The organism is Nocardiopsis changdeensis, from assembly GCF_018316655.1.
GTDB classification, from domain to species: Bacteria; Actinomycetota; Actinomycetes; order Streptosporangiales; family Streptosporangiaceae; genus Nocardiopsis; species Nocardiopsis changdeensis.
The window spans coordinates 7,136,184-7,159,877 of record NZ_CP074133.1; the positions used below are offsets into that span (position 1 = coordinate 7,136,184).

General features: G+C 74.0%; 23 protein-coding genes. 12 read left to right on the top strand and 11 right to left on the bottom strand.

The features are described from left to right. The first annotated feature begins 182 nt into the window (after positions 1 to 182). The 3 genes from KGD84_RS32045 to KGD84_RS32055 are packed head-to-tail and all read left to right on the top strand — an operon-like array spanning position 183 to position 4,238. Positions 183 to 2,180 (top strand): serine hydrolase domain-containing protein, encoded by a 1,998-nt coding sequence (locus KGD84_RS32045; protein WP_255646925.1) that lies wholly within the window; start codon positions 183 to 185, stop codon positions 2,178 to 2,180. Positions 2,181 to 2,232: 52 nt separating this feature from the next. Then, on the top strand, positions 2,233 to 3,573 hold the full coding sequence (locus KGD84_RS32050; protein ID WP_220564016.1) for a sensor histidine kinase: 1,341 nt from the start codon (positions 2,233 to 2,235) through the stop codon (positions 3,571 to 3,573). After that, positions 3,570 to 4,238, top strand: coding sequence for a response regulator (locus KGD84_RS32055; protein ID WP_220564017.1), 669 nt, complete (start codon positions 3,570 to 3,572; stop codon positions 4,236 to 4,238). The genes KGD84_RS32050 and KGD84_RS32055 overlap by 4 nt, the downstream gene beginning before the upstream one ends. 41 nt (positions 4,239 to 4,279) lie before the next feature. Here the strand turns inward: KGD84_RS32055 and KGD84_RS32060 are convergent, their stop codons facing one another. Further along, positions 4,280 to 4,882: an NADPH-dependent FMN reductase gene (locus KGD84_RS32060; RefSeq protein WP_220564018.1), complete on the bottom strand. Its 603-nt coding sequence runs from the start codon at positions 4,880 to 4,882 to the stop codon at positions 4,280 to 4,282. A gap of 113 nt (positions 4,883 to 4,995) precedes the next feature. On the opposite strand from KGD84_RS32060, the gene KGD84_RS32065 reads away from it, so the two are divergent. Further along, entirely contained in the window at positions 4,996 to 5,847 is an 852-nt protein-coding gene (locus KGD84_RS32065) for a helix-turn-helix transcriptional regulator (RefSeq protein ID WP_220564019.1), read from the top strand. A gap of 16 nt (positions 5,848 to 5,863) precedes the next feature. Here the strand turns inward: KGD84_RS32065 and KGD84_RS32070 are convergent, their stop codons facing one another. Both KGD84_RS32070 and KGD84_RS32075 read right to left on the bottom strand, forming a co-directional pair. Continuing rightward, positions 5,864 to 6,619, bottom strand: coding sequence for a hypothetical protein (locus tag KGD84_RS32070; protein WP_220564020.1), 756 nt, complete (start codon positions 6,617 to 6,619; stop codon positions 5,864 to 5,866). 62 nt (positions 6,620 to 6,681) lie between these two features. After that, a complete protein-coding gene (locus tag KGD84_RS32075; RefSeq protein WP_220564021.1) occupies positions 6,682 to 7,620 on the bottom strand; it encodes an ABC transporter ATP-binding protein in 939 nt (312 codons plus the stop codon). A 154-nt stretch (positions 7,621 to 7,774) separates the two neighbouring features. Here KGD84_RS32075 and KGD84_RS33665 point away from each other — a divergent pair, with 154 nt between their 5' ends. Both KGD84_RS33665 and KGD84_RS32090 read left to right on the top strand, forming a co-directional pair. Next, a complete protein-coding gene (locus tag KGD84_RS33665) occupies positions 7,775 to 9,013 on the top strand; it encodes a sensor histidine kinase (RefSeq protein ID WP_220564022.1) in 1,239 nt (412 codons plus the stop codon). Continuing rightward, positions 9,010 to 9,663 carry a response regulator transcription factor gene (locus KGD84_RS32090; RefSeq protein ID WP_220564023.1) on the top strand — a complete coding sequence of 218 codons (654 nt, stop codon included), beginning with the start codon at positions 9,010 to 9,012 and terminating at the stop codon, positions 9,661 to 9,663. Before KGD84_RS33665 ends, KGD84_RS32090 begins: the two co-directional genes overlap by 4 nt. A gap of 4 nt (positions 9,664 to 9,667) precedes the next feature. Here KGD84_RS32090 and KGD84_RS32095 read toward each other — a convergent pair whose 3' ends face one another. Together KGD84_RS32095 and KGD84_RS32100 are read right to left on the bottom strand one after the other, a co-directional pair. Beyond that, positions 9,668 to 10,519 (bottom strand): MerR family transcriptional regulator, encoded by an 852-nt coding sequence (locus tag KGD84_RS32095; protein WP_220564024.1) that lies wholly within the window; start codon positions 10,517 to 10,519, stop codon positions 9,668 to 9,670. Between the two features lie 69 nt (positions 10,520 to 10,588). Further along, positions 10,589 to 11,338, bottom strand: a complete 750-nt coding sequence (locus KGD84_RS32100; protein WP_220564025.1) for a helix-turn-helix domain-containing protein — start codon at positions 11,336 to 11,338, stop codon at positions 10,589 to 10,591. Between the two features lie 223 nt (positions 11,339 to 11,561). Between KGD84_RS32100 and KGD84_RS32105 the strand changes: the two genes are divergently transcribed. Next, positions 11,562 to 12,227, top strand: coding sequence for a DUF4097 family beta strand repeat-containing protein (locus KGD84_RS32105; protein ID WP_220564026.1), 666 nt, complete (start codon positions 11,562 to 11,564; stop codon positions 12,225 to 12,227). Positions 12,228 to 12,319: 92 nt separating this feature from the next. After that, positions 12,320 to 13,138 (top strand): alpha/beta fold hydrolase, encoded by an 819-nt coding sequence (locus KGD84_RS32110; protein WP_220564027.1) that lies wholly within the window; start codon positions 12,320 to 12,322, stop codon positions 13,136 to 13,138. Between the two features lie 74 nt (positions 13,139 to 13,212). Here the strand turns inward: KGD84_RS32110 and KGD84_RS32115 are convergent, their stop codons facing one another. The 3 genes from KGD84_RS32115 to KGD84_RS32125 are packed head-to-tail and all read right to left on the bottom strand — an operon-like array spanning position 13,213 to position 17,775. After that, positions 13,213 to 15,033 carry an alkyl/aryl-sulfatase gene (locus KGD84_RS32115; protein ID WP_220564028.1) on the bottom strand — a complete coding sequence of 607 codons (1,821 nt, stop codon included), beginning with the start codon at positions 15,031 to 15,033 and terminating at the stop codon, positions 13,213 to 13,215. Continuing rightward, the gene (locus tag KGD84_RS32120; RefSeq protein WP_220564029.1) at positions 15,030 to 16,220 is read right to left on the bottom strand and encodes an acyl-CoA dehydrogenase family protein; all 1,191 of its coding nucleotides are present in this window, start codon (positions 16,218 to 16,220) and stop codon (positions 15,030 to 15,032) included. Before KGD84_RS32120 ends, KGD84_RS32115 begins: the two co-directional genes overlap by 4 nt. Positions 16,221 to 16,227: 7 nt before the next feature. Next, positions 16,228 to 17,775 carry an AMP-binding protein gene (locus tag KGD84_RS32125; protein WP_220564030.1) on the bottom strand — a complete coding sequence of 516 codons (1,548 nt, stop codon included), beginning with the start codon at positions 17,773 to 17,775 and terminating at the stop codon, positions 16,228 to 16,230. A gap of 91 nt (positions 17,776 to 17,866) precedes the next feature. On the opposite strand from KGD84_RS32125, the gene KGD84_RS32130 reads away from it, so the two are divergent. Continuing rightward, complete coding sequence (locus KGD84_RS32130) at positions 17,867 to 18,466, top strand: TetR/AcrR family transcriptional regulator (protein ID WP_220564031.1); 600 nt, start codon at positions 17,867 to 17,869, stop codon at positions 18,464 to 18,466. Positions 18,467 to 18,569: 103 nt separating this feature from the next. Next, complete coding sequence (locus tag KGD84_RS32135; RefSeq protein WP_220564032.1) at positions 18,570 to 19,904, top strand: MFS transporter; 1,335 nt, start codon at positions 18,570 to 18,572, stop codon at positions 19,902 to 19,904. Positions 19,905 to 20,003: 99 nt separating this feature from the next. On the opposite strand, the gene KGD84_RS32140 is transcribed toward KGD84_RS32135, so the two are convergent. From KGD84_RS32140 to KGD84_RS32150, 3 genes are all read right to left on the bottom strand, one after another. Further along, on the bottom strand, positions 20,004 to 20,498 hold the full coding sequence (locus KGD84_RS32140) for an FBP domain-containing protein (protein WP_220564033.1): 495 nt from the start codon (positions 20,496 to 20,498) through the stop codon (positions 20,004 to 20,006). Between the two features lie 240 nt (positions 20,499 to 20,738). Next, a complete protein-coding gene (locus KGD84_RS32145; protein WP_220564034.1) occupies positions 20,739 to 21,206 on the bottom strand; it encodes a hypothetical protein in 468 nt (155 codons plus the stop codon). Positions 21,207 to 21,286: 80 nt separating this feature from the next. Continuing rightward, positions 21,287 to 21,733: a MarR family winged helix-turn-helix transcriptional regulator gene (locus KGD84_RS32150; RefSeq protein WP_220564035.1), complete on the bottom strand. Its 447-nt coding sequence runs from the start codon at positions 21,731 to 21,733 to the stop codon at positions 21,287 to 21,289. 194 nt (positions 21,734 to 21,927) lie between these two features. Between KGD84_RS32150 and KGD84_RS32155 the strand changes: the two genes are divergently transcribed. Next, positions 21,928 to 22,068: a hypothetical protein gene (locus KGD84_RS32155; protein ID WP_220564036.1), complete on the top strand. Its 141-nt coding sequence runs from the start codon at positions 21,928 to 21,930 to the stop codon at positions 22,066 to 22,068. A gap of 259 nt (positions 22,069 to 22,327) precedes the next feature. Beyond that, positions 22,328 to 23,686 (top strand): MFS transporter, encoded by a 1,359-nt coding sequence (locus KGD84_RS32160; RefSeq protein WP_220564037.1) that lies wholly within the window; start codon positions 22,328 to 22,330, stop codon positions 23,684 to 23,686. The last annotated feature ends 8 nt before the right edge of the window (positions 23,687 to 23,694 follow it).

Here is a 23,694-nt window from a genome sequence, read left to right on the forward strand (position 1 = left end):
GCGACACGGCGACGAGTCGACAAGGGGACGCGTCGACAGAGCGGTGGGTGGACAGAGCGGCGGATCGACCCGAGGAGGCGGCGCCTCCGACGAAGGTCGCAACCACGGTGACGATCCGCGCCCGATGTGCCCGGGGCACCGGTTTCGCGACGCTGGGACCACACCACCGGAAGGAGGGGTCCGTGATCCCCGCGAAGACCACAGCACCGCCGCGCGCACGCCGCGCCCCGGTCCCCCTGGCGGCCGCGGCCGCCGCCCTCGCCGTGCTCGCCTCGGCCTGCGCCGCGCCCGCGGACGGGGACGGCGCCCCGAACGACGGCGCCCCCGCGCCCGCGGCGGCGCCGCCCACCGCCGAGCTCACCGAGCAGGACGTCAACGCCTGGCTCGACGGGGTCGTCCCCGGGGCCCTCGACGTCTCGGGCATCCCCGGCGCCGTCGTCTCCGTCGTCCACGACGGGGAGATCCTCACCGTCCGCGGCTACGGGTACGCCGACACCGGCGCGGACGGGGGCGGACCCGTCCCGGTCGACCCGGAGGAGACCCTGTTCCGGGTCGCCTCGGTGTCCAAGCTCGTCACCGCGACCGCGGTGATGGGGCTGGTCCAGGAGGGCGCCCTCGACCTCGACACCGACGTGAACGAGTACCTCGACTTCACCCTCCCCACCCGGTTCGACGAGCCGGTCACCCTGCGGCACCTGCTGACGCACACCCCGGGGTTCGAGGAGCGGATCAAGGGCATGTTCCTCAGCGGCCAGGACTCCCCCGACCTGCGCTCCTACCTGGTCGAGGACCCGCCCGAGCAGGTGTACCCGCCGGGCACCGTGCCCGCCTACTCCAACTACGGCAACGCGCTGGCCGGGTACATCGTCGAGCGCACGGCCGGCGAGCCGTTCGAGGAGTACGTCGCGGAGACCGTGTTCGAGCCGCTCGGCATGGACTCCTCCACCTTCGCCCAGCCGCTCCCCGAGGGGTTCCGGGACCGGCTGGCCTCCGGGTACACCGACGACACCGGGCCCGCAGGGGAGTTCGAGACCGTCCCCGACGCCCCCGCGGGGGCGCTGACCACCTCCGCCCCCGACATGGCCCGGTTCATGCTCGCCCACCTGGGCGACCTCGAGGGGCTGGGGCTGGACGGGGACACCCTCGACCTCATGCACTCCCCGGCCCTGGGCGAGGACTCCCTGGGCACGCTCGCCGCGGGGCCGCGCATGGCCCTGGGGTTCTACCGGGAGGACCGCAACGGGCGGCCCGCGCTGGGGCACGGAGGGGACAGCATGTACTTCCACTCCCACCTGCAGATCCACCCCGAAGACGGCACCGGCGTCTTCGTGTCCTTCAACGGCGGCGGGTACCCGGACGGGCAGGGGTACTACCTGCGGGAGGAGATCACCGGCGGTTTCATGGACCGCTACCTGCCCCGGGAGGAGGGGCCCGCGGCCGGGACCGACACCGCCGCCGAACACGCCGCGATGGCGGACGGGAGCTACATCGGCACCCGCGCCGTCCAGAGCAACTTCCTGTCGGTGCTCGACCTCGTCGGCGGGCTGGAGGTCCGGGACCGCGGGGACGGCACCATCCTGGTCACCCCCGGCACCGCGAGCGGCCACCCCCAGGTGTACGAGGAGGTCGAGCCGTGGCTGTGGAGGGAGGTCGGCGGGCACCGGACGCTGTCCATGCGCGCCGAGGACGGCCGGGTGGAGGCGCTCGGGACCGACCCGGCGTCCGCGTTCCTGCGCGCCGGCCCCGGACACGTCGCGGCACCGGCGGTCCTGGCCTTCTCGCTGGCGGTCCTGCTCGTGGCCGTGCTCTCCTGGCCGGTCGGCGCGGTGGTGCGCCGGAGCCTGTCCCTGCCCGCGCGCGACCGGGCGGGGCGCACCGCCCGGGTCCTCACCCGGGCCGGCACGGCCTCGGCCCTGGCCGCCGCGGTCGGGTGGGTGCTGGTCCTGTCGTTCCTGATGGGGATGAACGAGGTGCCCGCGGCCGTGCTGCTGGGCCTCCACGGCCTGCAACTGCTCGGCGCGCTGGGGGTCGTCCCCGCCGCGTGGTCGCTGGCCGGTGACGTCCGGCGCCGCGCCGGGTGGAAGCGGTACGCGGCCGGGGCGCTGGTACTGGCGGCACTGGCGGGCACGGCGTGGTTCGCGCTGTCCTTCGGGCTGCTCTCCTTCGACCCGACGTACTGAGGTCCCGGGGGCGGGCGGGGATCATGTCCACGGACGAGTGAAGGGGGACCCGATGGGCGAGCAGGACCACGGCCCCGCCGCGCGAACGGCGGTGCCGGTTCCGGCACCGCCGTTCTCCGGGGCGGGCGAACTGGCGGACGCGCTGCTGGACCGGGTGGGGCTGCGCGGGCGGGCCCGCAGGGACGCGGCCCTGGCGGCGGCCGTCGCGGCGGCCTCGGTCGGGATGCTCTGGCTGCTGCTGTTCTCGTTGGTCCACGTGGACGCGGTGGCGCTCTCCGCGGCCGCGGGGGCCGTCCTCACCGCCGCCATGGCCGCGCAGTCGCTGCTGCTGGCCGTGCGCCGCCGGTACCCGGTCGTGTGCCTGGTCGGCGGGACGGCGCTCCAACTGCCGGTCATGGCGCTGCTGCCGCCGGAGGTCGGGGTCCAGGGGCTCGCGCTGTTCATCGCCGCGTACACCTGCGGGACCCTGCTGCCCGTGCCCCGGCTCCTCGGGGCGGTCGCGGGCGCCGTCGTCCTCTACTGGCTGGTCGGCGGACCGGTGCAAGGGCTGCTGGCGCCGCCCGCGGACCTGCCGCCGGTCCCCGAGGGGTCGGCGGTGCCGTGGCTGGGGCTGCTGGCCTCGGGTGTCCCCACGTTCGTGCTCCCCGCCCTGGTCGGCGCCTACGTGGGCACCCGGCGCCGCTACCTCGGCCTGCTGCGGACGCGCGCCGCGGAGGAGGCCCGCGCCCAGCGGGAACGCGCCGAGTCGGCCATCCGGGCCGAGCGCGCCCGGATGGCCCGCGAACTGCACGACATCGCCGCCCACCACCTGTCCGGCATGGTCGTGCAGGCCGGGGCTGCGGAGCGGCTGATCGGCCGGGACGACGAGGCCGCCCGGGAGGCGATGGCCTGGGTGCGGTCCCAGGGCAGGGAGACCCTGGCCGGCCTGCGCTCGGTGGTCGGCGCGCTGCGCGACCCCGCCGAGGACGGCGGCGCCGGGGCCGAACAGGGCGCGCCCGTGCCCGGGCTGGCCGACCTGGACCGGCTGGTCGGCGCCGAGCGCGAACTCGGAACGGAGATCGAGGTGGTGCGCGAGGGCGAGCCGTACGGGCTGGCGCCGATCGCCGACGTCACCGCCTACCGGGTGGTGCAGGAGTCGCTGACCAACGCCCGCGACCATGCCGCCGGGGCACGGGTGCGGGTGCTGCTCCGGTACGGGGCGGAGGGGTTCGTCCTGGAGGTGGGGAACGGGCCGGGCGGAGCCCGCGCGACCGGGCGGGAGCACCGCGGGCTGGGCGTGCTGGGCATGCGAGAACGCGCCCAGGTGGTGGGTGCGGCGCTGGAGGCCGGGCCCACCGGTGACGGAGGATGGCGGGTGCGGTGGGAGATGCCGGTGAACGGGGGCGAGCGGTGATCAGGGTTCTGCTGGTGGACGACCAGGCCATCGTCCGGGCCGGGTTCCGGGTGATCCTCGACATGGCCGACGGCATCGAGGTGGTCGGCGAGGCGGGGGACGGCCCGTCGGCGGTGGAGCTGGCGTCCCGGCTCAGGCCCGACGTGGTCTGCATGGACGTGCGCATGCCGGGTGGCGACGGGCTGGCGGCGACCCGGGAGATCCTGGAGCGGTCGGCCCGGCGGCCCGGCGAGCGGCCGCCGGAGATCCTCGTGATCACCACCTTCGACCTCGACGAGTACGTGTTCGGGGCGCTGGAGGCGGGGGCCGCCGGGTTCGTCCTCAAGGACACCGACCCCGACGACCTGGTGGACGCGGTCCGGCGGCTCGCGAGCGGGCAGGGGCTGGTGGACCGGGCGGTGACCCGCCGGGTCATGGCCGAGTTCGCCCGGCGCAGGCCCCCGGGCGGAGCGGACCCGGACGCGCGGGGCCTGCTCACCGCCCGGGAGGCGGACATCGTGCGGCTGCTGGCACAGGGGATGTCGAACGCGGAGATCGCCGGGGCGCTGTTCATCGAGACCAGCACGGTGAAGTCGCACCTGACCCGGGCGATGGCCAAGATCGGCACCCGGGACCGGCTGCAGACGGTGGTCTGGGCCTACCGGACGGGGATCGCCCGGCCCTGACCCGGGAAGGGGGGCGGGGCCGCGGCCCCGCCCGGCGCCCCTCACCCCGGGTAGGGGGCCGCCGCACGGGCGGCCCGCAGCGCACCGGCCCACCAGGCCAGCTGCTCCAGCATCGCCTTGGCGTACCCCTCGGCCTCGGGGTCCCGCGGGAGGCCGTCCTCCCAGGTGAAGAAGTAGTTGGGGAAGCTCAGGCCGTCGCGGACGGTCACCGCGTGCAGCTCCGTCAGCACGTTCTCCAGGTGCAGCACCGCGTGGCGGCCGCCCGCCGCTCCCCCGTAGCTGACGAAGCCGACCGGCTTGGCCGCCCACTGGGTGAAGTGCCAGTCGATGGCGGCCTTCAGCGAGGCCGGGTAGCTGTGGTTGTACTCGGGGGTGACCAGGATGAACGCGTCCGCCCCCGACAGCGCCTCCGTCAACGGGGCCAGGGAGTCCGGGAAGGGGTAGGCGTCGCCCGCCATCTTCGGCGGAACGGCGGGCAGGGCCAGGGGGAGGTCGAAGTCCGCGAGGTCGACGACCTCCACCTCGAAGGCCCCGTGGGCGTCCGCCCTGTCGGCGACCCAGGAGGCGACCGTGGGGCCGAACCGGCCCTCCCGGACGCTGCCGACGACGATCACGAGCTTGAAAGCGTGTGCTGTGTTGTCCATGCCGACCACGATCCGCCCCGGCGGCGGACGTGAACAGGCCGTGGTCAGGCTGGCCCCCACAGGGCCACGCTGAGGCCGTGACCCGCCGGGCGGGCCCGCCCTAGGATCGCGGCATGGGTACTCCTCTGGGCGATTTCATCCGGGCCAGGCGCGACGCCATCCAGCCGGAGGCGCTGGGCCTGCCGGCCCGCCACCGCCGCCGCTCCCCCGGGCTGCGCCGGGTGGACCTCGCCTCGCTGGCGGGGATCAGCGTCGAATACCTCACCCGGATCGAGCAGGGGCGCGACGGCAACCCGTCGCCCGCCGTCGTGAACGCGCTGGGCGACGCGCTCGGACTCGACGGCTCGGAGCGCGGGCACCTGCTCTACCTGGCCAAGATCACCGGCGGCGGGTGCCCCTCCCACAACCGCCCCGCGCCGCCGGACCGGGAGGTCGCGCCGACCGTCCTGCGGACGCTGGGGCTGCTGGAGCCGGGAGTGGCGGCCGTGACCAACCGGCTGGGCGACCTGCTGGCCCGCACGCGCGGGTTCGACGCGGTGTTCGCGGAGACCGGCCTGTTGGAGGGGGCGGGGGCGGACGGCGGGTTCCCCAACCTGACCCGGTACGTGTTCACCGACCCCCGGGCGCGGGAGCTGTTCCCCGACTGGGGCGCCGTCGCCGACGAGCAGGCGTTCGACCTGTGGACGGCGCCGTCCCGGGAGTCCGCGGAATGGATGGGCGCCGAGCTCGCCCCGGTGGCGGGCCCGGAGTTCACCGACCGCCTCCAGAGCCACAGGCTCCCCGAACGCGGGGTGCTGACCCTGGCGCACCCCTCGGCCGGGGTCCTCCGCCTGCACCGGGAGGTCCTGGAGGCGTCCCCGCGGGACCAGCAGGTGCTGGTCATGCTGCCCGCCGACGAGGCGACGGAGGCGGCCGTCGCGCGCCTGCGCGACCGGGCGGCCGCGGGCGCCCCCGCGGCCGGCTGACCCCCGTCCTCCCCGGTCACACGTCCCGGCGCTCGAACACCGCCACCGCGACCGCCACGAAGACCGCCACCCACGCCACCAGCACGAGCACGGCGGCCGCGGTGGGCAGGTACCCCTCGCTTCCCGGGACCGCGATGCCCGCGACGCTCTCCGTCGCCGCGCCGTAGGTGAACCGGGGCACGCTCTCCATCCACCACTCCCCCAGGAAGGGGGCCGTGACCACCGGCAGCAGGTTGACCAGGAACACCGCCGTGAACGCCCCGGCCGCGCTGCGCAGCACCGCGGCCGCGCACGCCGTGAGCACCGCCTGTACCGCCATCCCCAGCGGGATGTAGACCAGCGTCGCCCGGAGCATCCCCGGCGCGCCCAGGCTCAGCGTCGGCTCCCCCGCCGCGCGCAGGGCGGCCTGGCTGACGTGGAAGTTCACCTGGGCCACGGCCAGCCCCACCACCAGCGCCAGCGCCGCCACGATGACCAGCTTGGCCAGCAGCGGGCGCCACCGGCGGGGGGACGCGGCCAGCGTCCACACCGCGGGACCGCGGAACTCCGACGCCACCATGCCACCCGCCAGGCCGGCGAAGGCCAACGTGCCGAACCCTCCCGCGAAGAAGATGACGGCGTACTCGCCCTCCGCCTGCTCGCGGGCGATCGCGGCGCTGTCGCCGAACACCACCATGAGCACGGTGACGCCCACCGTCAGCACGAACGCCAGCACCAGCACGAGCCGGTTGGCGGGCGTCGCCAGGAACTTGCGCCACTCCGACCGCAGCACCGGCCCGAACCCCGGGCCCGGTCGCGTCCGCGTCCCCCGTGCGTTCTCCCCTACCCCGGCGGTCATCGCTTCCCTCCCGTCCGGGCCACCGGCGCGGACACGTGGTCCGCGTCGGCGCCCGTGAGCTCCATGAACACGTCCTCCAGGCTGGGCCGCTCCGTCGTCAGCCCGTGCAGCACCAGCCCGTACCTCGCGGCCAGCTCTCCGACGCCGGCGGCCTCGGCCCCGGTGACCAGCAGGTCGGCGGTCCCGTCCCCGGCATCGGTCTCGACCGTGCAGCCGTGGTCGCGCAGGACGGCGGCGAGCGGCCCGGGCCGCGGCCCGCTGACCCGGACCCGGCCGCCCGCACCCTTGCGGACCAGGTCCGCCACGGTGGTGTCGGCGATCAGCCGCCCCAGGCCGATGACGACCACACGGTCCGCGGTCTCGGCCATCTCCCCCATGAGGTGGCTGGAGACCAGTACGGTGCGCCCCTCCGCGGCCAGCGACCGCATCAGCGTGCGCACCCACCGGACCCCCTCCGGGTCGAGCCCGTTGACCGGCTCGTCGAGCACCAGGGTCCCGGGATCGCCCAGCAGGGCGGTGGCGATGCCCAGCCGCTGGCGCATGCCGAGCGAGAAGCCGCCCACCCGTTTCCCGGCGACCCCGGACAGCCCGACCGCGCCCAACACCTCGTCCACCCGCCGGTCGGGCAGGCGCGCGGCCGCCGCCACCCAGCGCAGGTGCCCCGCGGCGGTCATGCCGGGCGGTATCCCGTCGGTGTCGAGCAGGGCGCCCACCGCCCGGAGCGGGTCGGGCAGGTCCCGGTAGCGGAGCCCGTCGATCGCGGCCCGGCCGCCGGTGGGCCGGTCCAGCCCGAGGATCATCCGCATGGTCGTGCTCTTGCCCGCGCCGTTGGGGCCCAGGAACCCGGTGACCCGGCCGGAGGGCGCGGTGAACGTCAGACCGTCCACCGCCCGGGTCCGGCCGTAGTGCTTGCTCAGGTCCTCGACTTCGATCACGTCGTCCGCCCTCCGTCGTCCTTCGTCCGTCACCACCAGGCAACCGTCCGGGGACGTGGCGGCGGCAGCGCCGAATGCGGGGAGGGAGACGACGAATGTCGTCGATCCCCTCCCGGGCGGGTCCGGGCGGGGGCCCGCCGCCTACGGTGGGGGCATGGACGACCACGCGGTTCCCCCGGCCCCGCCGCCCGGAAGGGGGCGGCCCGCGCGGCGCGGGGCGGTCCTGCTCGCCTGCGCCTTCGGGCTCCTCGCCGTCGCCAACGGCGTGTTCTGCCTGGCGGTCATCGACGGGGCCGGGCCGCTCCCGGTCCTCGCCGGCGCCGCGGCCATGGCCGGCGCGTCGGCGGTGCTGGTGCCCCTGGGCCCCCGGTTCCCGGGCGCCGTCGCCGCGGCGGCGGTGGTCCTGGCGGTGCTCCCGTACCTGGCCGGCGGGGCCTGGCGGGAGCTGGCCCTGGTGGGCGGCCTGGTGTGGCCGGTCCTCGTCCTGGCGTGGGCCGCCGCGAACCTGGTGAGGTGGGCGCGCGGTCCGCGCGGGGCGGCGGTGGGGGCGGCCGCCTTCGTCGGCTACGCGGTGTTCATCGCCGTCGTGCGCGGGACGGAGGGGTTCGCGTTCCTGGAGGCGCTCAACGCCTCCTCGCCGGTGCTGGGCGGCGCGGCCCTGGCCCTGTACGGGCGCCTGGCGCAGGCGCGGAGGGAACGGGCCCGGCAGGAGGAGCGCGAACGGGCGCTGCTGGCCGAGCGGGCCCGCGTCGACGAGCGCAGGCGGCTGGCCCGGGAGATGCACGACGTGGTGTCACACCAGGTCAGCCTGATCGTTCTCCAGGCGGGGGCGCTGGCCGCCGTGTCCGCCGACCCCGGGGTGCGCGAGGTCGCCGACCGCATCCGGGCCGCGGGCGGGCGGGCCGTCGACGAGCTGCGCGAGATCGTCGGTGTGCTGAACGACCCGGCCTCGGTGCGGCCGGACCCGCCGGTGTCCTTCGGACCGGCGGCCGGCGTCCCCGACCCGTTGGAGCCGGTGCACGAGGCCCGGGAGGCGGGGCAGGCGGTGGAGCAGGACGTTCCGGACGACCTCGCCGGCCTGCCGCCCCATGTGGCGCGGGCCCTGCACCGGGTGGTCCAGGAGTGCCTGACCAACGCGCGCAAGCACGCCCCCGGCGCGGCGGTCCGGCTCAGGGTGGTCCGCGAGCGCGGCGCGGTGCTGGTGGAGGCGGCCAACCCGGTGGAGGACGATCGGACCGGCCCCCTCATCGAGGGGACCGGGACCGGCCTGGAGGGGCTGCGGCACCGGGTGGAGATGCTGGGCGGGTCCCTGCGCGCCGGGCGGGACGGCGACGGATTCCTGGTGGCGGCCGTGGTGCCCCTGCCCGGGGAGGGAACGGAGGAGGAACGGTGATCGACGTGGTGCTCGTGGACGACGAGCCGATGGTCCGCGAGCACCTGCGGGTCATCCTCGGCGCGGCCGAGGACCTGCGCGTGGTGGGCGAGGCGGCCGACGGGGCGGAGGCGGTGGAGGCCGTGCTCCGGCACCGGCCGCGCGTCGTACTGATGGACCTGCGGATGCCGGGGGTGGACGGGATCGCCGCCACCGAGCGCATCGCCGCCCTGCCCGATCCCCCGGCGGTGGTCGCGCTGACCACGTTCGCCGACGACTCCCACGTGGCACGCGCCCTGGAGGCCGGCGCGGCCGGGTTCCTGGTGAAGTCCACCCCCATGGAGGACCTGGTGGGGCTGGTGCGGGTGGCGGCCGGCGGGCACGCGGTGCTGTCCCGGGAGGTCGCGGGCGGGTTCACGGGCCGGTCCGGGGTGTCGGCGCGCGCCCGCGAGCTGGTCGCGGGGCTGGGCCCGCGGGACCGCGACCTCCTGGGGTGCCTGGCGGAGGGGATGACCAACGCGGAGATCGGGGCGCGGCTGTTCCTGGCGGAGTCGACGGTACGGGGGTACGTGTCGCGCCTGCTCATCCGCCTCGACCTCGGCAACCGCACCCGGGCCGGCCTCCTGGGGAGGGAGGCGGGGCTGCGGGCGCCGGAGCGGCCGTCCGGCTGACGGCCTAGGCGGGGACCCCCTCCTCCAGGTAGTCGGCCAGGGGCGCCAGGCGGACGGCGGTCTCGACGCCGTCGTCGTGGAGGACCAGGCGGATGGCCGACATGTCGATGATCATGCCCTCGACGCGGTGCGAGGCGAGCATCGACAGGGCGGTGCCGTACTTGGCCATGGACTGCGCGCCCGGGAGGAACACGGACAGCTCCTCGCGGGACTCGAAGGCCCGGACCTCGGCGTGCTCCGCGAGCGCTGCGGTGTCCCCGGCGACGGGGACGTCGACCCGCCACACGGGGCCCTCGGCCGAGTGGTACCGGTGCAGCTGCTCCTCGGTCTCCAGGGTCATGGACGCCCACGCCGGGCCGGCGACCCGGCCGCCGTGCTCCTCCACCAGCGCGGCAAGTCCGCGAGCGGTGGCGGCGACGGAGGTCATGGTCGGCCCCCAGACGTCGTCCTCCAGTTCGGTGGGCGGGGACTCGGGGTCGGGGGCCACCGCGGTCACCACGGCGCGGCCGGGCGCGGTGCCCCGGCGCACCGTCGGCCGGGCGGTCAGCAGCTCACGCGCGGTGGCGATGGCGTCGTCCTCGGCCGCGCGCTTCAGCCGCAGCTCCTCGGTGTGCTCCCGCAGCAGGTCGGCGGCGGACGCGGGCTCGTCGAGGGCCCGCCGTACGAGCTTGACGCTCATCCCGGCCCCGCGCAGGGCCATGACCGTCATCGCTGTCTCGATCTGCGCGAACTCGTACCCGCGGTACCCGGTCCGCTCGTCGACCTCGGCGGGGACCAGGAGGCCTTCGGCGTGGTAGAAGCGGAGCGTCTGCGGCGAGAGGCGGCACATCTCGCTGAAGTCCTTGATGGAGAGCATGCGACGAGTGTGCGCCCTCCAGTAACCGCAAGGTCAACCCCGCCGCCGTCGCCCCGCTCCCCCGGGCGGTCAGTCCCGGTCCCGCTCCTCCCGGGCCGGCTCGTCCGGGGCCGCCGGGGGCTTCGTGTGGAGGACGTCGCGGACCTGTTCGGCGGCGCGCAGGATGCTCTCGCTGATGAAGTCGCTGAAGCGCGCGACGTTCTCCAGCCGGGTGGCGGCCACGCTGCCGCGTCCGACCAGGTCGACGCCCTGCCGCGCGGTCTCGGCGAGCTCGGCGGTGCCCCGGGCGCTGGCGATCACCGACTGGTACCACACGTCGTCGTCGACGAAGTAGCGGTCGCGGCGGCCCTCGTCCCGCTCCCGGCGGAGGAGGCCCTGGCCCTCCAGGAACGTGACCGCCTTGGAGACCGACGCCGGGCTGACCTGGAGCCGGTCGACGAGCTCGGCCGCGGTGAGGCTCCCGGCCTCGGCGGTGAAGAGGCAGGTCAGCACCCGGGCCGTCATCGTGGGCAGGCCCTGCTGCACGAAGATGGCCGTGAACTTCTCCTCGTACTCGGCCAGCGCGGCGTCGTCGCGGGCGCCCGGGCCGGAGGAGCGGCCCCCCGGTTCGGCCTTCCTGCGCCGGCGCCCGCGGCGCTCGGTGGCCCGCTGGGCCAGGTCGGCGTGGTAGGCGGCGGGGCCGCCGTTGCGCATCACCTCGCGCGTGACCGTCGAGGTGGGACGGTCCAGGTCGCGGGCGATCTCGGCGTAGGCGAGGCCGTCGGCCAGCCCCTGCGCGATCCGCCGGCGCTCCTGTTGGGTGAGCCTGCCTCCCGGCACCGTGGGCCCCTTTCTGTCCGCTGATGGGCCCAGCGTAGCGTTCGGCTTCAATCAATGCAACACGAGGAGGCTGTTCTGTTGCGTTAATCGACATCTCATTGCAAAGAATATGCCGTATCTACCTGCTAATACTCGATCTCTTGGCAACGAGAGTGTTGCCAGATTCGCGAATGCAACGTAGCGTTTCCATCATCGGAAACAGCGAGTGCAAGGAGAGAGCACCATGGAGAAGTTCGACACCACCACCCCGGTCTCCGTCGTCCTGGACATCCCCGCCGGGCGCGTCCAGATCATCGCCGCCGACCGCTCCGACAGCACCGTCGAGGTCCGGCCCGCCAAGGCCGGCCGCGGCCGCGACGCCAAGGCCGCCGAGCAGACCTCCGTCACCTACGACGACGGCGTGCTGCGGATCCTCACCCCGGAAACCGGGAACCGCCTGCTGGGCCCGACCGGGGCCCTGGAGGTCACCGTCCAGGTCCCCTCCGGCTCCCGGGTCGAGGGCCGCACCGGCGGCGCCGAACTGCGCGGGGTCGGCCGACTGGGCGAGGTCGTCTTCGAGGGCGCCTACCGGCAGACCAAGATCGACGAGGCCGCGGCCCTGCGCCTGGCCGTGCTCGACGGCGACGTCGAGGTCGGCCGCCTCACCGGCCCGGCCGAGATCCGGACCGACCGGGGCGACATCCGCATCGACGAGGCCGCCGCGGGCGCGGTCGTGCTGCGCACCGGCTCCGGCGACATCTCGGTGACCGCCGCCGCCGGGGTGTCCGCCTCGCTGGACGCCGGCACCGGCCTCGGCCGCATCGACAACGGGCTCCGCAACGACGGCACCACCGAGCTCGACATCCGGGCCACCACCGACATGGGCGACATCACCGCCCGCAGCCTCTGAAACGCCGACCCGGTGCGGGCGGCCCACCCGCCCGCACCCCGACCGGCACACCCCCGCACCGCACACCGCACGAAGACACAAGGAGAAGGAACATGACCGGCGACAACGGAATCCGCACCGAGACCCCCTGGACCGGCATGGTGCCGGTGGACGACACGGCCCTGGCCGTGACCGACACCGGCGGGACCGGCACCCCCGTGGTCTACCTCAACGGCCAGTTCGCCACCCAGGGCTACTGGCGGCGGACCATCGCCGAGCTCGGCCCGCAGTGGCGGCACATCACCTACGACGAGCGCGCCCGCGGCAGAAGGTCCGAGACCTCCTCGGACTACTCCTTCGAGGCCGCCGTCCGCGACGTGACCGCGGTCCTGGACGCCCGGGGCGTGGAGCGGGCGCTGGTGGTGGGCTGGTCCTACGGCGCCTACGTCGCGTCGCACTGGACCGCCCGGAACCCGGAACGCGCGATCGGGGCGGTCATGGTCGACGGCGCCCAGCCCTACGACTGGATGGACGAGGCCATGGCGCAGCGGATCCGCGTGATGTTCCGGCGGGTCGCCCTGCTCGGGCCGCTGCTGCGCCCCACCGGGCTGCTCCCCCGGATGAACGCCGAGCAGATGGCGCAGAGCAACATCGAGCTCGGCCTGCTCGGCGGGGAGAAGGAGCTGGGCGCCGTCCTGGACTCCATCACCGTGCCGACGCGGTACGTCCTCGCCTCGGGGACGTCCTTCGGGAGCAAGGGCGACGAGCAGGAGGTCATCCGGGCCGGCATGGACGCGGTGTACGAGCGCAACGAGAACATCCGGCTCTTCGCGAAGGTGCCGAGCAACCACGGCGCGATCCTCCGGAAGGACTTCCGGGCCGTCGCCGGCGCGGTGCGCGAGGTCGCCGCCCTGGACGGCCGCGGCCGCTGACCGCCCCGGCGGCGCCGACTCCCCGACATGCGGGCATGACGACCTGTCGACATGCCCGCATGTCCGCGTCCGCGTCAGGGCACCACCACTCCGAACTCCGGGTCCGGTGCCTCCAGGACGCCCAACAGCGTGCGGAGCACCCCGGGGTCGCCCTCGTACACGGCGTCCCCCCGCCCCCGGCCCGCCAGGAGGCCGACCAGCCCCCGCCTCGTCGTGGTGACCACCAGGTCGGCCCGCGGGTCGGGGGTGTCGCCGGGGTGGTGCACCAGCACGCCGTTGGCCAGGCGCACGTGCCAGACGCGGTCCTGGTCCGTCAGCCGCAGGTCCACGCGCAGGTCGAGGTCCCAGGCGGCGGGCCCGTCGACCCGCACGGCCAGGGAGTCGAGCAGCGATCCGACGTCGAGCGCGGCCAGCATGCCGCGGCCACCGCCGCCGCGGCGGGGGGCCGGGCCGCCGAGGAGCTCGCGGGCCCCGGTGAGGTAGGCGTTGCGCCAGGTGGCGTTCTCGCAGCCGTGGCCGAGCGCGGTGTAGACGTCGGCCAGGCGGCGCCGCGCCCCCTCGTGGCCGGGGTCGGCGAAGACCGCGTGGTCGAGCAGGGTGGCGGCGAAGCGGAGGTCGCCCTCCCCGACCAGGGAGTCCGCGTGCGCGAGGGCCGCGTCAACGCCGCCGAGCAGGCGCATCCAGCGTTTCGCCTCCTCGACCGGCGGGTGCTCCCACAGGTGGGCGGGGTTGCCGTCGTACCAGCCGAGGTAGCGCTGGTAGATGCCCTTGACGTTGTGGCTCAGCGATCCGTAGTACCCGCGGTTGGCCCACCGCCGTTCCAGCGCGGGCGGCAGGGTGAGCTGCTCGGCGATCTCCCGCGGGGTCAGGCCCCGGTTGATCAGCCGCACGGTCTGGTCGTGCATGTAGGCGTACAGGTCGCGCTGCCCGGTCAGGAACTCCTCGATCCGGTCGGCGCCCCAGGTGGGCCAGTGGTGGGTGGCGAAGGCGACCTCGGTGCGGTGGCCGAAGAGGTGCAGGGCCTCCGTGAGGTAGCGCGCCCACTGGCGGGCGTCGCGGACCTGGGCCCCCCGCAGGGTGAGGATGTTGTGCATCGTGTGCACGGCGTTCTCGGCCAGGCACAGCGCCCGCCGGGCGGGGAGGTACATGTTCATCTCCGCCGGGGCCTCGGTCCCCGGCGTGAGCTGGAACTCGATCTCGACGCCGTCGATCACGCGCACCTCGCCGGTGCGGGTGACCGAGTCCGTGGGCTCGACCAGGCCGATGGTGCCGGTGGACAGCCGCTGTCCCAGGCCGCAGCCCAGGTGGCCGTCGGGCGACGCCTCCAGCGCGGTGCCGTACATGAAGCCGGACCGCCGGGCCATCGCCGGGCCGGCCTGGACGTTCTCGGAGACCGCGTGCTCCATGAACCCCTCGGGCGCCAGCACGGGGACTCCGGGGGCGGCCCCGGCGAGGACTCCGGCCGAGCCCCCGAAGTGGTCCGCGTGCGGGTGGGTGAGGATCACACCGGTGACCGGGCGGTCGCCGCGGTGCGAACGGTAGAGCGCCAGGGCCGCGGCGGCGGTCTCCGCCGAGGTCAGGGTGTCGATCACGACGACCCCGGTCGCGCCCTCCACCAGGGTCATGTTGGCCAGGTCGAGCCCGCGGACCTGGTAGACGCCCTCGGTGACCTCGAACAGGCCGTGCCGCGCGGTCAGCCCGCTCTGCCGCCACAGGCCGGGATGGGCCGTGGCGGGCGCGGGCCCGTCCAGGAACGCGTACGCGTCGGCGTCGTAGACCGTGCCGCCGGCGGCGTCGGTCACCACGGCGGGTTCGAGCGTCCCCAGGAAGCCGCGTCCGGCGTCGCGCAGGTCCTGCCCGTCCTCGGCGGGGAGGGGGTCTCCGGGGCGCGTCATGCCGCACCTCCCACGGACTTCACCAGGTCGCGGACGATGCCGTTGCGCTGGATCTCCGAAGCCCCGGTCAGCACCCGGAACATGCGCAGCTGCCGCCAGATCACCTCCACCGGCGCCCCGCGCACCATCCCGGCCTTGCCGTGCATCTGCACCGCGCGGTCGGCGATCTCGAAGGCGCGCTCGGCCACGAACAGCTTGCACATGAAGGACTCGATCCGGGGCCGCTCGCCCGCGTCGAGCGCGGCGAGGGCGTCGTAGGTCATCGAACGGGCCGCGTAGTAGTCGGTGGCCATGTCGGCGAGCGTGTGCTGGATCGCCTGCTTCTCCAGCAGGAGGCCGCCCGAGACCCGGCGCGTCGCGGCGAAGTCGAGGGCCAGGCCGAGCGCGCGCCGCGCCGCTCCCAGGGCGGTGGGGCAGTGCAGCAGCCGGTTGGCGGTGACCCGGCCCAGGCTGATCCGCAGCCCCTGGCCCTCCTCGCCGAGCAGGTTCTCCGCGGGGACGAAGCAGTCCTCCAGGACGACGTCGCTCTCGATGTTCTGCCCGGACAGGGGCACCCGGCCGGGGGTGACGCGGCAGCCGGGCGAGTTGAGGTCCACGAGGAACGCGGAGTAGACCTCCTCGGCGCCGTCCATCCGGGCGACCAGGATCGAGAAGTCCGCGAAGGTACCGCCGGTGCTGAACACCTTGTGGCCGGTGATCCGGTAGCCGCCCGGAACCGGGGTCGCGGTGGTCCGCATGCGCCGCACGTCGGAGCCGGCGTCGTCCTCGGTCATGGAGAAGCAGCAGGCCCGTTCGGCGCGCACGACCGGCAGCAGGTACTTCTCGATCTGGTACTCGGTCGCGTGCTCGAAGATCGCGCCGATGCGCAGCGGACCGCCCATGTCGCCCAGCACGCTGGTGGCCAGGACGCGGCCGGAGGCGCCCACCTCCTCCTTGAGGGCTGCCAGCTCGGTGAAGGACAGCCCCTGTCCGCCCAGGTGCTCGGGCAGGTGGACGCCGTAGAAGCCGAGCTCGCGGCTGCGCCGCCACACCGGTTCCAGTACGGACCGCTCCAGCGGTGTCTCGTGCTCCAGGCCGAGGCCGGCCTCGTATTCGGCGAGTTCGCCGTCCAGGTAGTCCCGGAGCCGGGTGACCAGCCCGTCCAGGTGCGGACGGTCCCCGTAGGTCGGTCGCAGTGAGAAGGCCATGGTTCCCTCACCCCACCTTTCGTTCGGCGCCGGCCCACTCGCGCTGCCGGAGCGCGCGCCGGTCGATCTTCCCGTTGCGGTTGCGCGGCAGCTGTCGGACGAACTCAACGACCCGCGGCAGCTTGACCCTGGACAGCCGGGTGGCGCAGAACTCGCGCAGCTCGTCGCCGGAGGCCTCCCGGCCCGGGTGGAGCGCCACGAACGCCTTGACCGTCTCGCCCCACCGCTCGTCCGGCGTGCCCACCACGCAGACCTCGAAGACGGCGGGGTGCTCGTAGAGGGCGGCCTCCACCTCGGTGCAGTAGACGTTGTAGCCGCCGGAGATGATCATGTCCTTCTGGCGGTCCACGATGAACAGGTAGCCGTCGTGCCGCAGGTAGCCGAGGTCCCCGGTGTGCACCCAGCCGTCGCGGAACGTCTCCGCGGTGGCCTCGGGGGCGTGGAAGTACTCCCGCACGCAGTCGGGGCCGCGCGCCACGATCTGCCCGACCTCTCCGGCCGGGAGCGGTGCGCCCGCGTCGTCCACGACGCGGACCTCGGTGTCGAAGACGGGGCGCCCGCAGGAGAGCAGGAGTTCGGGGTCGGACTCGATCCCCCGCACCACGTCCTCGGAGGTGAGGAAGGTGATGGCGCTCGTGGTCTCGCCCTGTCCGTAGCCCTGGTTGACCACGGGGCCGAAGAGGCCGACGGCGTCGCGCAGGCGGGCCGGGCTCACCGGTGCGCCGCCGATCGTGACGCTGCGCAGGCGGGAGAGGTCGCGGTCGCGCGCGGTCGGCGAGGCCAGCACCAGGTTGAGCATGACCGGCACCAGGAAGGTGTGGGTGACGCCCTCCCGTTCGAGGACGTCGAGGTAGGACTCGACCTCGAAGCTCGGCAGGACGACGACGGCGGCGCCGCGGAAGAGGCAGCCCAGGATGCCCATGCCGCTGGCGTGGGTGATCGGGCCGGGGGCGAGGTAGACCGAGTCCCGGCCCACCGACCCCTGCGGGTTCATGGCCAGCTTGCGCATGTTGGACAGCCGGTTGCCGACCGTCTGGACGGCCGCCTTGAGCGTGCCCGTGGAGCCGGAGGTGAAGTTGAGCACCGCCGGGGCGTCGAGGTCGAGGTCGACGGCCACAGGGGCCGGATCCCCCTCCGCCAGGAGGGAGGCGTAGGCGGGGTCGCCGTCGTCGAAGGAGACGACGAGGCAGTCGGGGGCGCGGGCGGCGACGATGGCGCGCACGGTGTCGAGGTTGGCCGCGTCCACGAACACCAGGCGCACCCGCGCGTCCAGCAGGACGTGTTCGATCTCGGCCGCCGCCAGCCGTGCGCTGATCGGCACGCGCAGGCACCCCGCCTTGCAGATCGCCATCTCGGCGACGACCAGTTCCCCGCGGTTGTTCGCCAGCGTGGCGACCGCCGTGCCGGGGACGCAGCCGCGCGCCAGGAGCGCGGAGGCCAGCCGGTTGGCGTCCTCCTCCAGGGCGCGGTAGCTCCAGCGCCGGTCCCCCGACACCAGGGCCTCCGCCTCGGGCCAGTGGGTCGCGCTTCGGGTGAGGTAGGTACCGAGGTTCACGGGCCCTCCAGAGGTCGATGAGCGAGCATCGAGATACTAGACACAATGTCCAGGATGTGTCCAGCGGTCGAGGGGTTGCTAGAAAGGCCCCATGACACATGAGGATCGCCGGATACTCCGGACACGCGCCGCGCTGCGGGCGGCGTTCGTCTCCCAGGTGCTCGAACGCGGGTACGCCGGCGTCAAGGTGGAGCACATCGCCGCCGCCGCGGACGTCGGGCGGGCGACGTTCTACACGCACTTCCGGGACAAGGAGGCGCTGTACGACCACGTGGTCGAGGTCGTCCTGGACGAGCTGCGCGAACGGATGGCGCCGCTGGACCGCGAGGGGGTCGGGTTCACCGGGCGGCCGGTGGCCGAGCTCTTCCGCCACGCGGCGGAGGAGCCGGACGTGTACCGCCTGATCCTGCGGGGGGAGGGCGACGGGCGGGGGCTGCGGGCGCTGACCGACGCGTGGACCGCGACGGCCTACGGCATCTTCGCCGAGCGGGTCCGGGCCCAGGGCGCCCGCCCCCGCGTCGACCTGCGCGTCATCGCCCGCGCCTGGGTCGGCGAGCAGGTCGCGGTGCTGCTGTGGTGGCTGGAGTCCCCCGCCCCCCGGCCGGACACCGAACAGGTCGTGGAGACGCTGGTCGAGCTGTCCCGGCGCGGGCGCTACTGGGCGTCGGGTTTCGACTCCTTCTCGGACTAGGGGCGGCGCAGGGGGTTGTGTGGCGCCGGTCACTGTGCTTATCTTCTGGACACCTCGACCATTCCTGGACGTGGTGTCCAGGATTTAGAGAAGGGTCGGTCCCGTGTCCTCGCACCGAAGACTCCTGCACGAGTACCCCACCGGAGCCCGCCGCCGCCTCCTGCTGGCCGTCGTCGTCCTGGCGCTGTTCATCTCCGCCTACGAGGGGCAGCTCGCCCCGGTCCTGCCCCTGCTGCTGGACGACATCGGCATGTCCCTCCAGACCTACGGGCAGATCACCGCGGCGTCGCTGCTCTTCGGGGCGGTGTCCGGGTACCTGGGCGGAGAGCTGGTGGACCGGTTCGGCCGGGTGCGGATCCTGGTGCCGTTCATGTTCCTGTCCGCGGCGGCGTGCCTGTTCATGGCGATGTCGCAGACGGTCGTGCACTTCACCGCCGCGCGCATCCTGCTCGCCTTCGTCGAGGGCGTGGCGATGGCGGGGACGCAGCCGCTGATCCGCGACTTCACGCCGCGGATGGGGCGGGCGCAGGCGTTCGCGTTCTGGAGCTGGGGGCCGGTCGGGGCGAACTTCTTCGCCGCGGCCGTCGCGGTGCTGACGCTCGACCTGTTCGGCCACTCCTGGCGTTCGCAGATCTTCCTGATGGCGGGCCTGGCCTGCGTCGGCGCCACGATCGTCGCCCTGACCCTGCGCGACCTGTCCCCCGAGCTGCGGCGCACCATCAGGCTCAGCGAGCGGTCCACCCGGGAGGGCGCCCCGGCACCCTCCGGGAACCGGCTGCGGATGCTGCTGGGGCACCGGGTCGTCTGGGCGCACGTGGCCGCGATGTCGCTGCTCTACGTGCTGCTCGCCACCATGAACGCCTACGGGCAGGCGATGGTGGCCGAGCACTTCGGGATCTCGGTGCGCATGGCGTCCGCGGTCGTGATGTGCTTCTGGGCGAGCAACCTGCTGGCCTCGCTGGCCTTCGCCCGGTTCTCCGACAGGCTCCAGATGCGCAAGCCGTTCCTGGTCTACGGGGCGGTGGCGGCCACGCTGCTGCTGGGGGCGCTGGTGCTGACGATGAGCGCGGGCGCGGGCGCTCCGGCATGGCTCGTCGTCGTGCTGCTGACCGGCCTGGGGGTGGCCCTCGGGACCGTCTTCGGGCCGTGGATGGCGAGTTTCTCGGAGTACGCGGAGGAGTCGGTGCACCCGGACGTGCAGGGGGTCGCCTTCGGCCTCAACCACTTCGTGAGCCGCATCTTCATCCTCGGCGCGGTCCTGATGGCGCCGGTCGTGTCGGCGGCGGGCGGCTGGCAGGTGTGGGCGACCGTCACGCTGGTGACGACCGCGGCCTTCGCGGTCGCCGCCACCCGGGTCCAGGGCGGTATGCGCCGGCCGCGCGGCGGCGGGGAGCCGGTCCCCGCACCGGACGCGGCCGACCGCACCGGGGGTGCGTGAGCCGCCGCCCCGGGAACGGGGCGGCACAGGGGCACCCCCGGCCCTTCCCGAAGGCGGACGGGCGTGTCGGTGAGTCGACATGCCCGTTCGCCGACACGTCTACCCCCGGGTCAGCCGGTCCAGGAACCCGTGCAGGTTCTCCTCCAGCCGCTTCACCTTCTCCTCCACGGTGAGCGTCTCCGCGAAGCGCCCGCCCGGCTCGGGCTGCTTGAGCCCGCGCACGTACAGCGAGCAGGCGAAGTCGGTGCACATGTGCAGCCCCACCGTGTTCCCCTCGCGGCCCGCCTTGCCCACACGCGGTGCCACCATGAGCGCCACGCCGGGCCCCTGGCGGCTGGTCACGCACACCGAGCACAGCGCCCGCCGGGCCCCGGTCTCCGAGCCGGTCAGCCGGAAGGCCACGCCCACCGGACCGTCACCGCGCTCGACGACCAGGTACGCGCGCTCGTGCGCCATCGGATCGCGCCAGCCGAGGAAGTCCAGGTCCTCCCACGGCCGGGAGTCCAGGTCCCGCGGGAGGGAGAGGCGCTTGGCCTCGCCCTTGGAGCAGTTGATGAACGAGCCGCGGATCTCGTTCTCCGTCACGGGGATCATTCCTGCGACGCTAACAGCGACCCTCGCGACCGGGCAACGGTATTGTTCCCGCTGGTCCCGGGGTCGCGCGGTGAGCGTACCGCCTCCTCCCCTCCCGCGGCGCGCGGCCGCGCGCCCGCCCCAGGTCCCCCGCGGGCCGAGCGACCTTGAGGACGCGCCCCGGAGGGTTCCGTCGGCCGGATCGAGTTCGCCCGGGGCCGTCTCCGCGGTGCCCGGAGGTGTCCGCCGCCGGACACCGGGTCAGGCAGCGGAGCCCGGCCGGACGATCATGAGCACGACCACCACCGCCCACAGCAGGTTGTAGATCCCGCTCCACATGGACAGCCGCCCCAGCTCCGACCTCTCCCCCGGCTCGCGCAGCGCCTCGCGCTGGCGGGGGTGGATCTGCCAGGCCAGCAGCACACCCGCGGCCGCGGTGAGGACCATCGCGACGTTGACCCAGAGCTCGGCCATCCGCCCCTGGAGCAGGGCCAGGGCGATGCCGACCACCGGAACGACGATGCCGATGAGCGCGTAGACGCGGGTGATGCGGTGCAGGGCGAGGGCCGTGTTGCGGCTGCGCCCGCCGCCGTCCCCCGGGGCCTCGACGGGGGCGCCCGCCGGGACGGCGACCGGGACGTAGCGGGGGAACAGGCTGGTGGCGACCGCCGATCCGCCGACGAACACGATGCCCGCCAGGACGTGGATCGAGAGCAGGAGGTCTTCCATGGGTGAGCTCCTCGGTGACAAAACCTTCAGATTGCCTGAAGCCTAGAGCATGCTTCAGCCACCCTGAAGGTGGGGGAGGTTCAGTCCCGGGGCAGGGAGGAGAACGCCTCGCGGAACGCCGCGCCGACCTGCTGCTGGATCGGGTCCGCGTCCGGCCCGAACAGCTCCTCGTCCACCCGTGCGATCTCCCGGCCCGCGCGCTCCAGCAGCTCGCGCCCCCGCCGGGTCACCTCGATGCTGGACGCCGCCCCCGGTCGGGCGGTGAGGTCGTGTACCAGGCCCGCCGCGACCAGGGCCTTCACCCCCGAGTGCGCGCTCTGCACGGTGATCCCCGACATCCGGGCCAGGTCGCTGAACGAGACGCCGGGCACCCCGGCGATGTGGCCGAGCAGGCCCAGGCGGGCGACGGTGAGGTCGAGCGGGGCCAGCGCGGCGCCGAGTTCGCCCTCCACCCGGCGGGCCAGCGTCAACACGAGGACGGAGACGCTCAGCGCGGGCGGTCCGGGGCGGGTGTTCTCGGTGCTCACCGTTCCAGTGTCCCCCATCGGAGGGTCGGGCCGTCCCCGTGTCTCCTCGTCCACGTGTCCCCTCGTCCCCTTGTCGGCGTGTCGACAAGGGGGCGTGCCGCCGTGCGCCCGGGCCCGGGGTCGGGGCCGTCGAGCCCTCTCGTCCGTGCGTCCCCTCGCGTTCCCTTCATACCCCCAGGGGGTACAGTCCGACCATGAGCGATTCCCCGTGCAGTGCCCACTGCCCCCTTCCGTCCGGCCTCGGCCCGCTGGAGCTCTCCCTGCCGTTCCGCCTGCTCGGCCTCTGCCTGCGTTTGCGCGTCGTGCTCTCCGGGTCCTGTCCCGGGGGGCGGTGACGCGGGCCCGCGGCCTGCGGCGATGGCCGGACGGTGTTCGCACACTCACCGACCGTTCGGTCAGTACACATGCCCTGATCAGGGAAGATTCCGCCCTGCTGTTCATAATGCCGTGGGTCACATGGCATAGTGTCCTAGGGCTCGTGACCTATGTCTCGGCACAACCGTCCTGTGCCGATTCGGTACCCCCCGTCCCCGGGTGCCGGGCACGGGCCCCGGCAGTGACCGACCCCCGGTCGGCAGACATTACGGAGCAGCAATGGCAACATCCGACGCCACGGCCTCGGCACCCGCCCCGCTGGATGGCAGGGAAAGGCGCAAGGTCCTCGCCGGGACCATGGTCGGCACCACCATCGAGTGGTACGACTTCTTCATCTACGCCCAGGCCGCCGGCCTCGTCCTGGCGCCCCTGTTCCTCGGACCGCTGGAGCAGTCCAACCCCGGCCTCGCCCAGATCCTGTCGTTCGCGACCATCGGCATCTCCTTCCTGTTCCGCCCCCTGGGCGCCATCGTGGCGGGCCACCTGGGCGACAGGTTCGGCCGCAAGAAGGTCCTCGTCGCGACGCTGGTCATGATGGGCATCGCCACCTGCCTCATCGGCCTGCTGCCGACCTACGCCCAGATCGGTATCGCCGCCCCGATCCTGCTCATCGCCCTGCGCATCCTCCAGGGCTTCTCCGCCGGCGGCGAATGGGGCGGCGCGGCCCTGATGTCCGTGGAGCACGCGCCGGTGAACAAGCGCGGCTTCTTCGGCGCCTACCCGCAGATCGGCGTCCCCTGCGGCATGATCCTGGCGACCTTCGTCGTCTGGCTCATCACCGTGATCATCGGCCAGGACGCCTTCCTCGCCTGGGGCTGGCGCATCCCGTTCCTGCTGTCCTTCCTGCTGATCATCATCGGCCACCTCATCCGCAAGTCCGTGGAGGAGTCCCCGGTCTTCGAGCTGATGCAGAAGCGCCGCGCCAAGTCCTCCGCCCCGCTGGGCACCCTGTTCCGCAAGAACACCCGCGAGGTCGTGCTCTCCGCGCTGATCTTCCTCGCCAACAACGCCGCCGGCTACCTGGTCATCGCCTTCCTGGCCACCTACGCCTCCACCGCCCTGGGCATGGAGCGCGGGCCGGTCCTGCTGGCCACCACCCTGGCCTCCTTCGGCTGGCTCATCTCCACCCTGTACGGCGGCTGGGTCAGCGACCGCTGGGGCCGGGTGCGCACCTTCCAGATCGGCTACGTCCTGCTCGCCGCCTGGGCGGTGCCGATGTGGTTCCTGGTCGACACCGGCGACGTCCTCATGTACTTCGTGGGCGTCTTCGTCTTCTGCCTCACCCTGGGCCTGAGCTACGGGCCCCAGTCCGCGCTGTACGCCGAGATGTTCCCGGCCGAGATCCGGTACTCCGGCGTCTCCATCGGCTACGCCCTGGGCGCGATCCTGGGCGGCGCCTTCGCGCCGATGATCGCCCAGATGCTGCTGGAGAACACCGGTGTCTCCTGGAGCATCGGCGTCTACATGGTCGTCGCCGCCGCGATCTCCTTCCTGGGGGTCTCGCTGGTCAAGGAGAAGATGGGCGTCGACCTGCACGTCGACGACGACGGGGCCGACACGGCCGAGAAGGCCGCCTGACCCGTTCC

Excerpts from the sequence above, each read along its gene's own strand:
- KGD84_RS32050 (WP_220564016.1), top strand. The coding sequence starts at position 2,233 with ATGGGCGAGCAGGACCACGGCCCCGCCGCGCGAACGGCGGTGCCGGTT.
- KGD84_RS32060 (WP_220564018.1), bottom strand. The coding sequence starts at position 4,882 with ATGGACAACACAGCACACGCTTTCAAGCTCGTGATCGTCGTCGGCAGC.
- KGD84_RS32065 (WP_220564019.1), top strand. The coding sequence starts at position 4,996 with ATGGGTACTCCTCTGGGCGATTTCATCCGGGCCAGGCGCGACGCCATC.
- KGD84_RS33665 (WP_220564022.1), top strand. The coding sequence starts at position 7,775 with ATGGACGACCACGCGGTTCCCCCGGCCCCGCCGCCCGGAAGGGGGCGG.
- KGD84_RS32095 (WP_220564024.1), bottom strand. The coding sequence starts at position 10,519 with ATGCTCTCCATCAAGGACTTCAGCGAGATGTGCCGCCTCTCGCCGCAG.
- KGD84_RS32105 (WP_220564026.1), top strand. The coding sequence starts at position 11,562 with ATGGAGAAGTTCGACACCACCACCCCGGTCTCCGTCGTCCTGGACATC.
- KGD84_RS32110 (WP_220564027.1), top strand. The coding sequence starts at position 12,320 with ATGACCGGCGACAACGGAATCCGCACCGAGACCCCCTGGACCGGCATG.
- KGD84_RS32115 (WP_220564028.1), bottom strand. The coding sequence starts at position 15,033 with ATGACGCGCCCCGGAGACCCCCTCCCCGCCGAGGACGGGCAGGACCTG.
- KGD84_RS32120 (WP_220564029.1), bottom strand. The coding sequence starts at position 16,220 with ATGGCCTTCTCACTGCGACCGACCTACGGGGACCGTCCGCACCTGGAC.
- KGD84_RS32130 (WP_220564031.1), top strand. The coding sequence starts at position 17,867 with ATGACACATGAGGATCGCCGGATACTCCGGACACGCGCCGCGCTGCGG.
- KGD84_RS32140 (WP_220564033.1), bottom strand. The coding sequence starts at position 20,498 with ATGATCCCCGTGACGGAGAACGAGATCCGCGGCTCGTTCATCAACTGC.
- KGD84_RS32145 (WP_220564034.1), bottom strand. The coding sequence starts at position 21,206 with ATGGAAGACCTCCTGCTCTCGATCCACGTCCTGGCGGGCATCGTGTTC.
- KGD84_RS32155 (WP_220564036.1), top strand. The coding sequence starts at position 21,928 with ATGAGCGATTCCCCGTGCAGTGCCCACTGCCCCCTTCCGTCCGGCCTC.
- KGD84_RS32160 (WP_220564037.1), top strand. The coding sequence starts at position 22,328 with ATGGCAACATCCGACGCCACGGCCTCGGCACCCGCCCCGCTGGATGGC.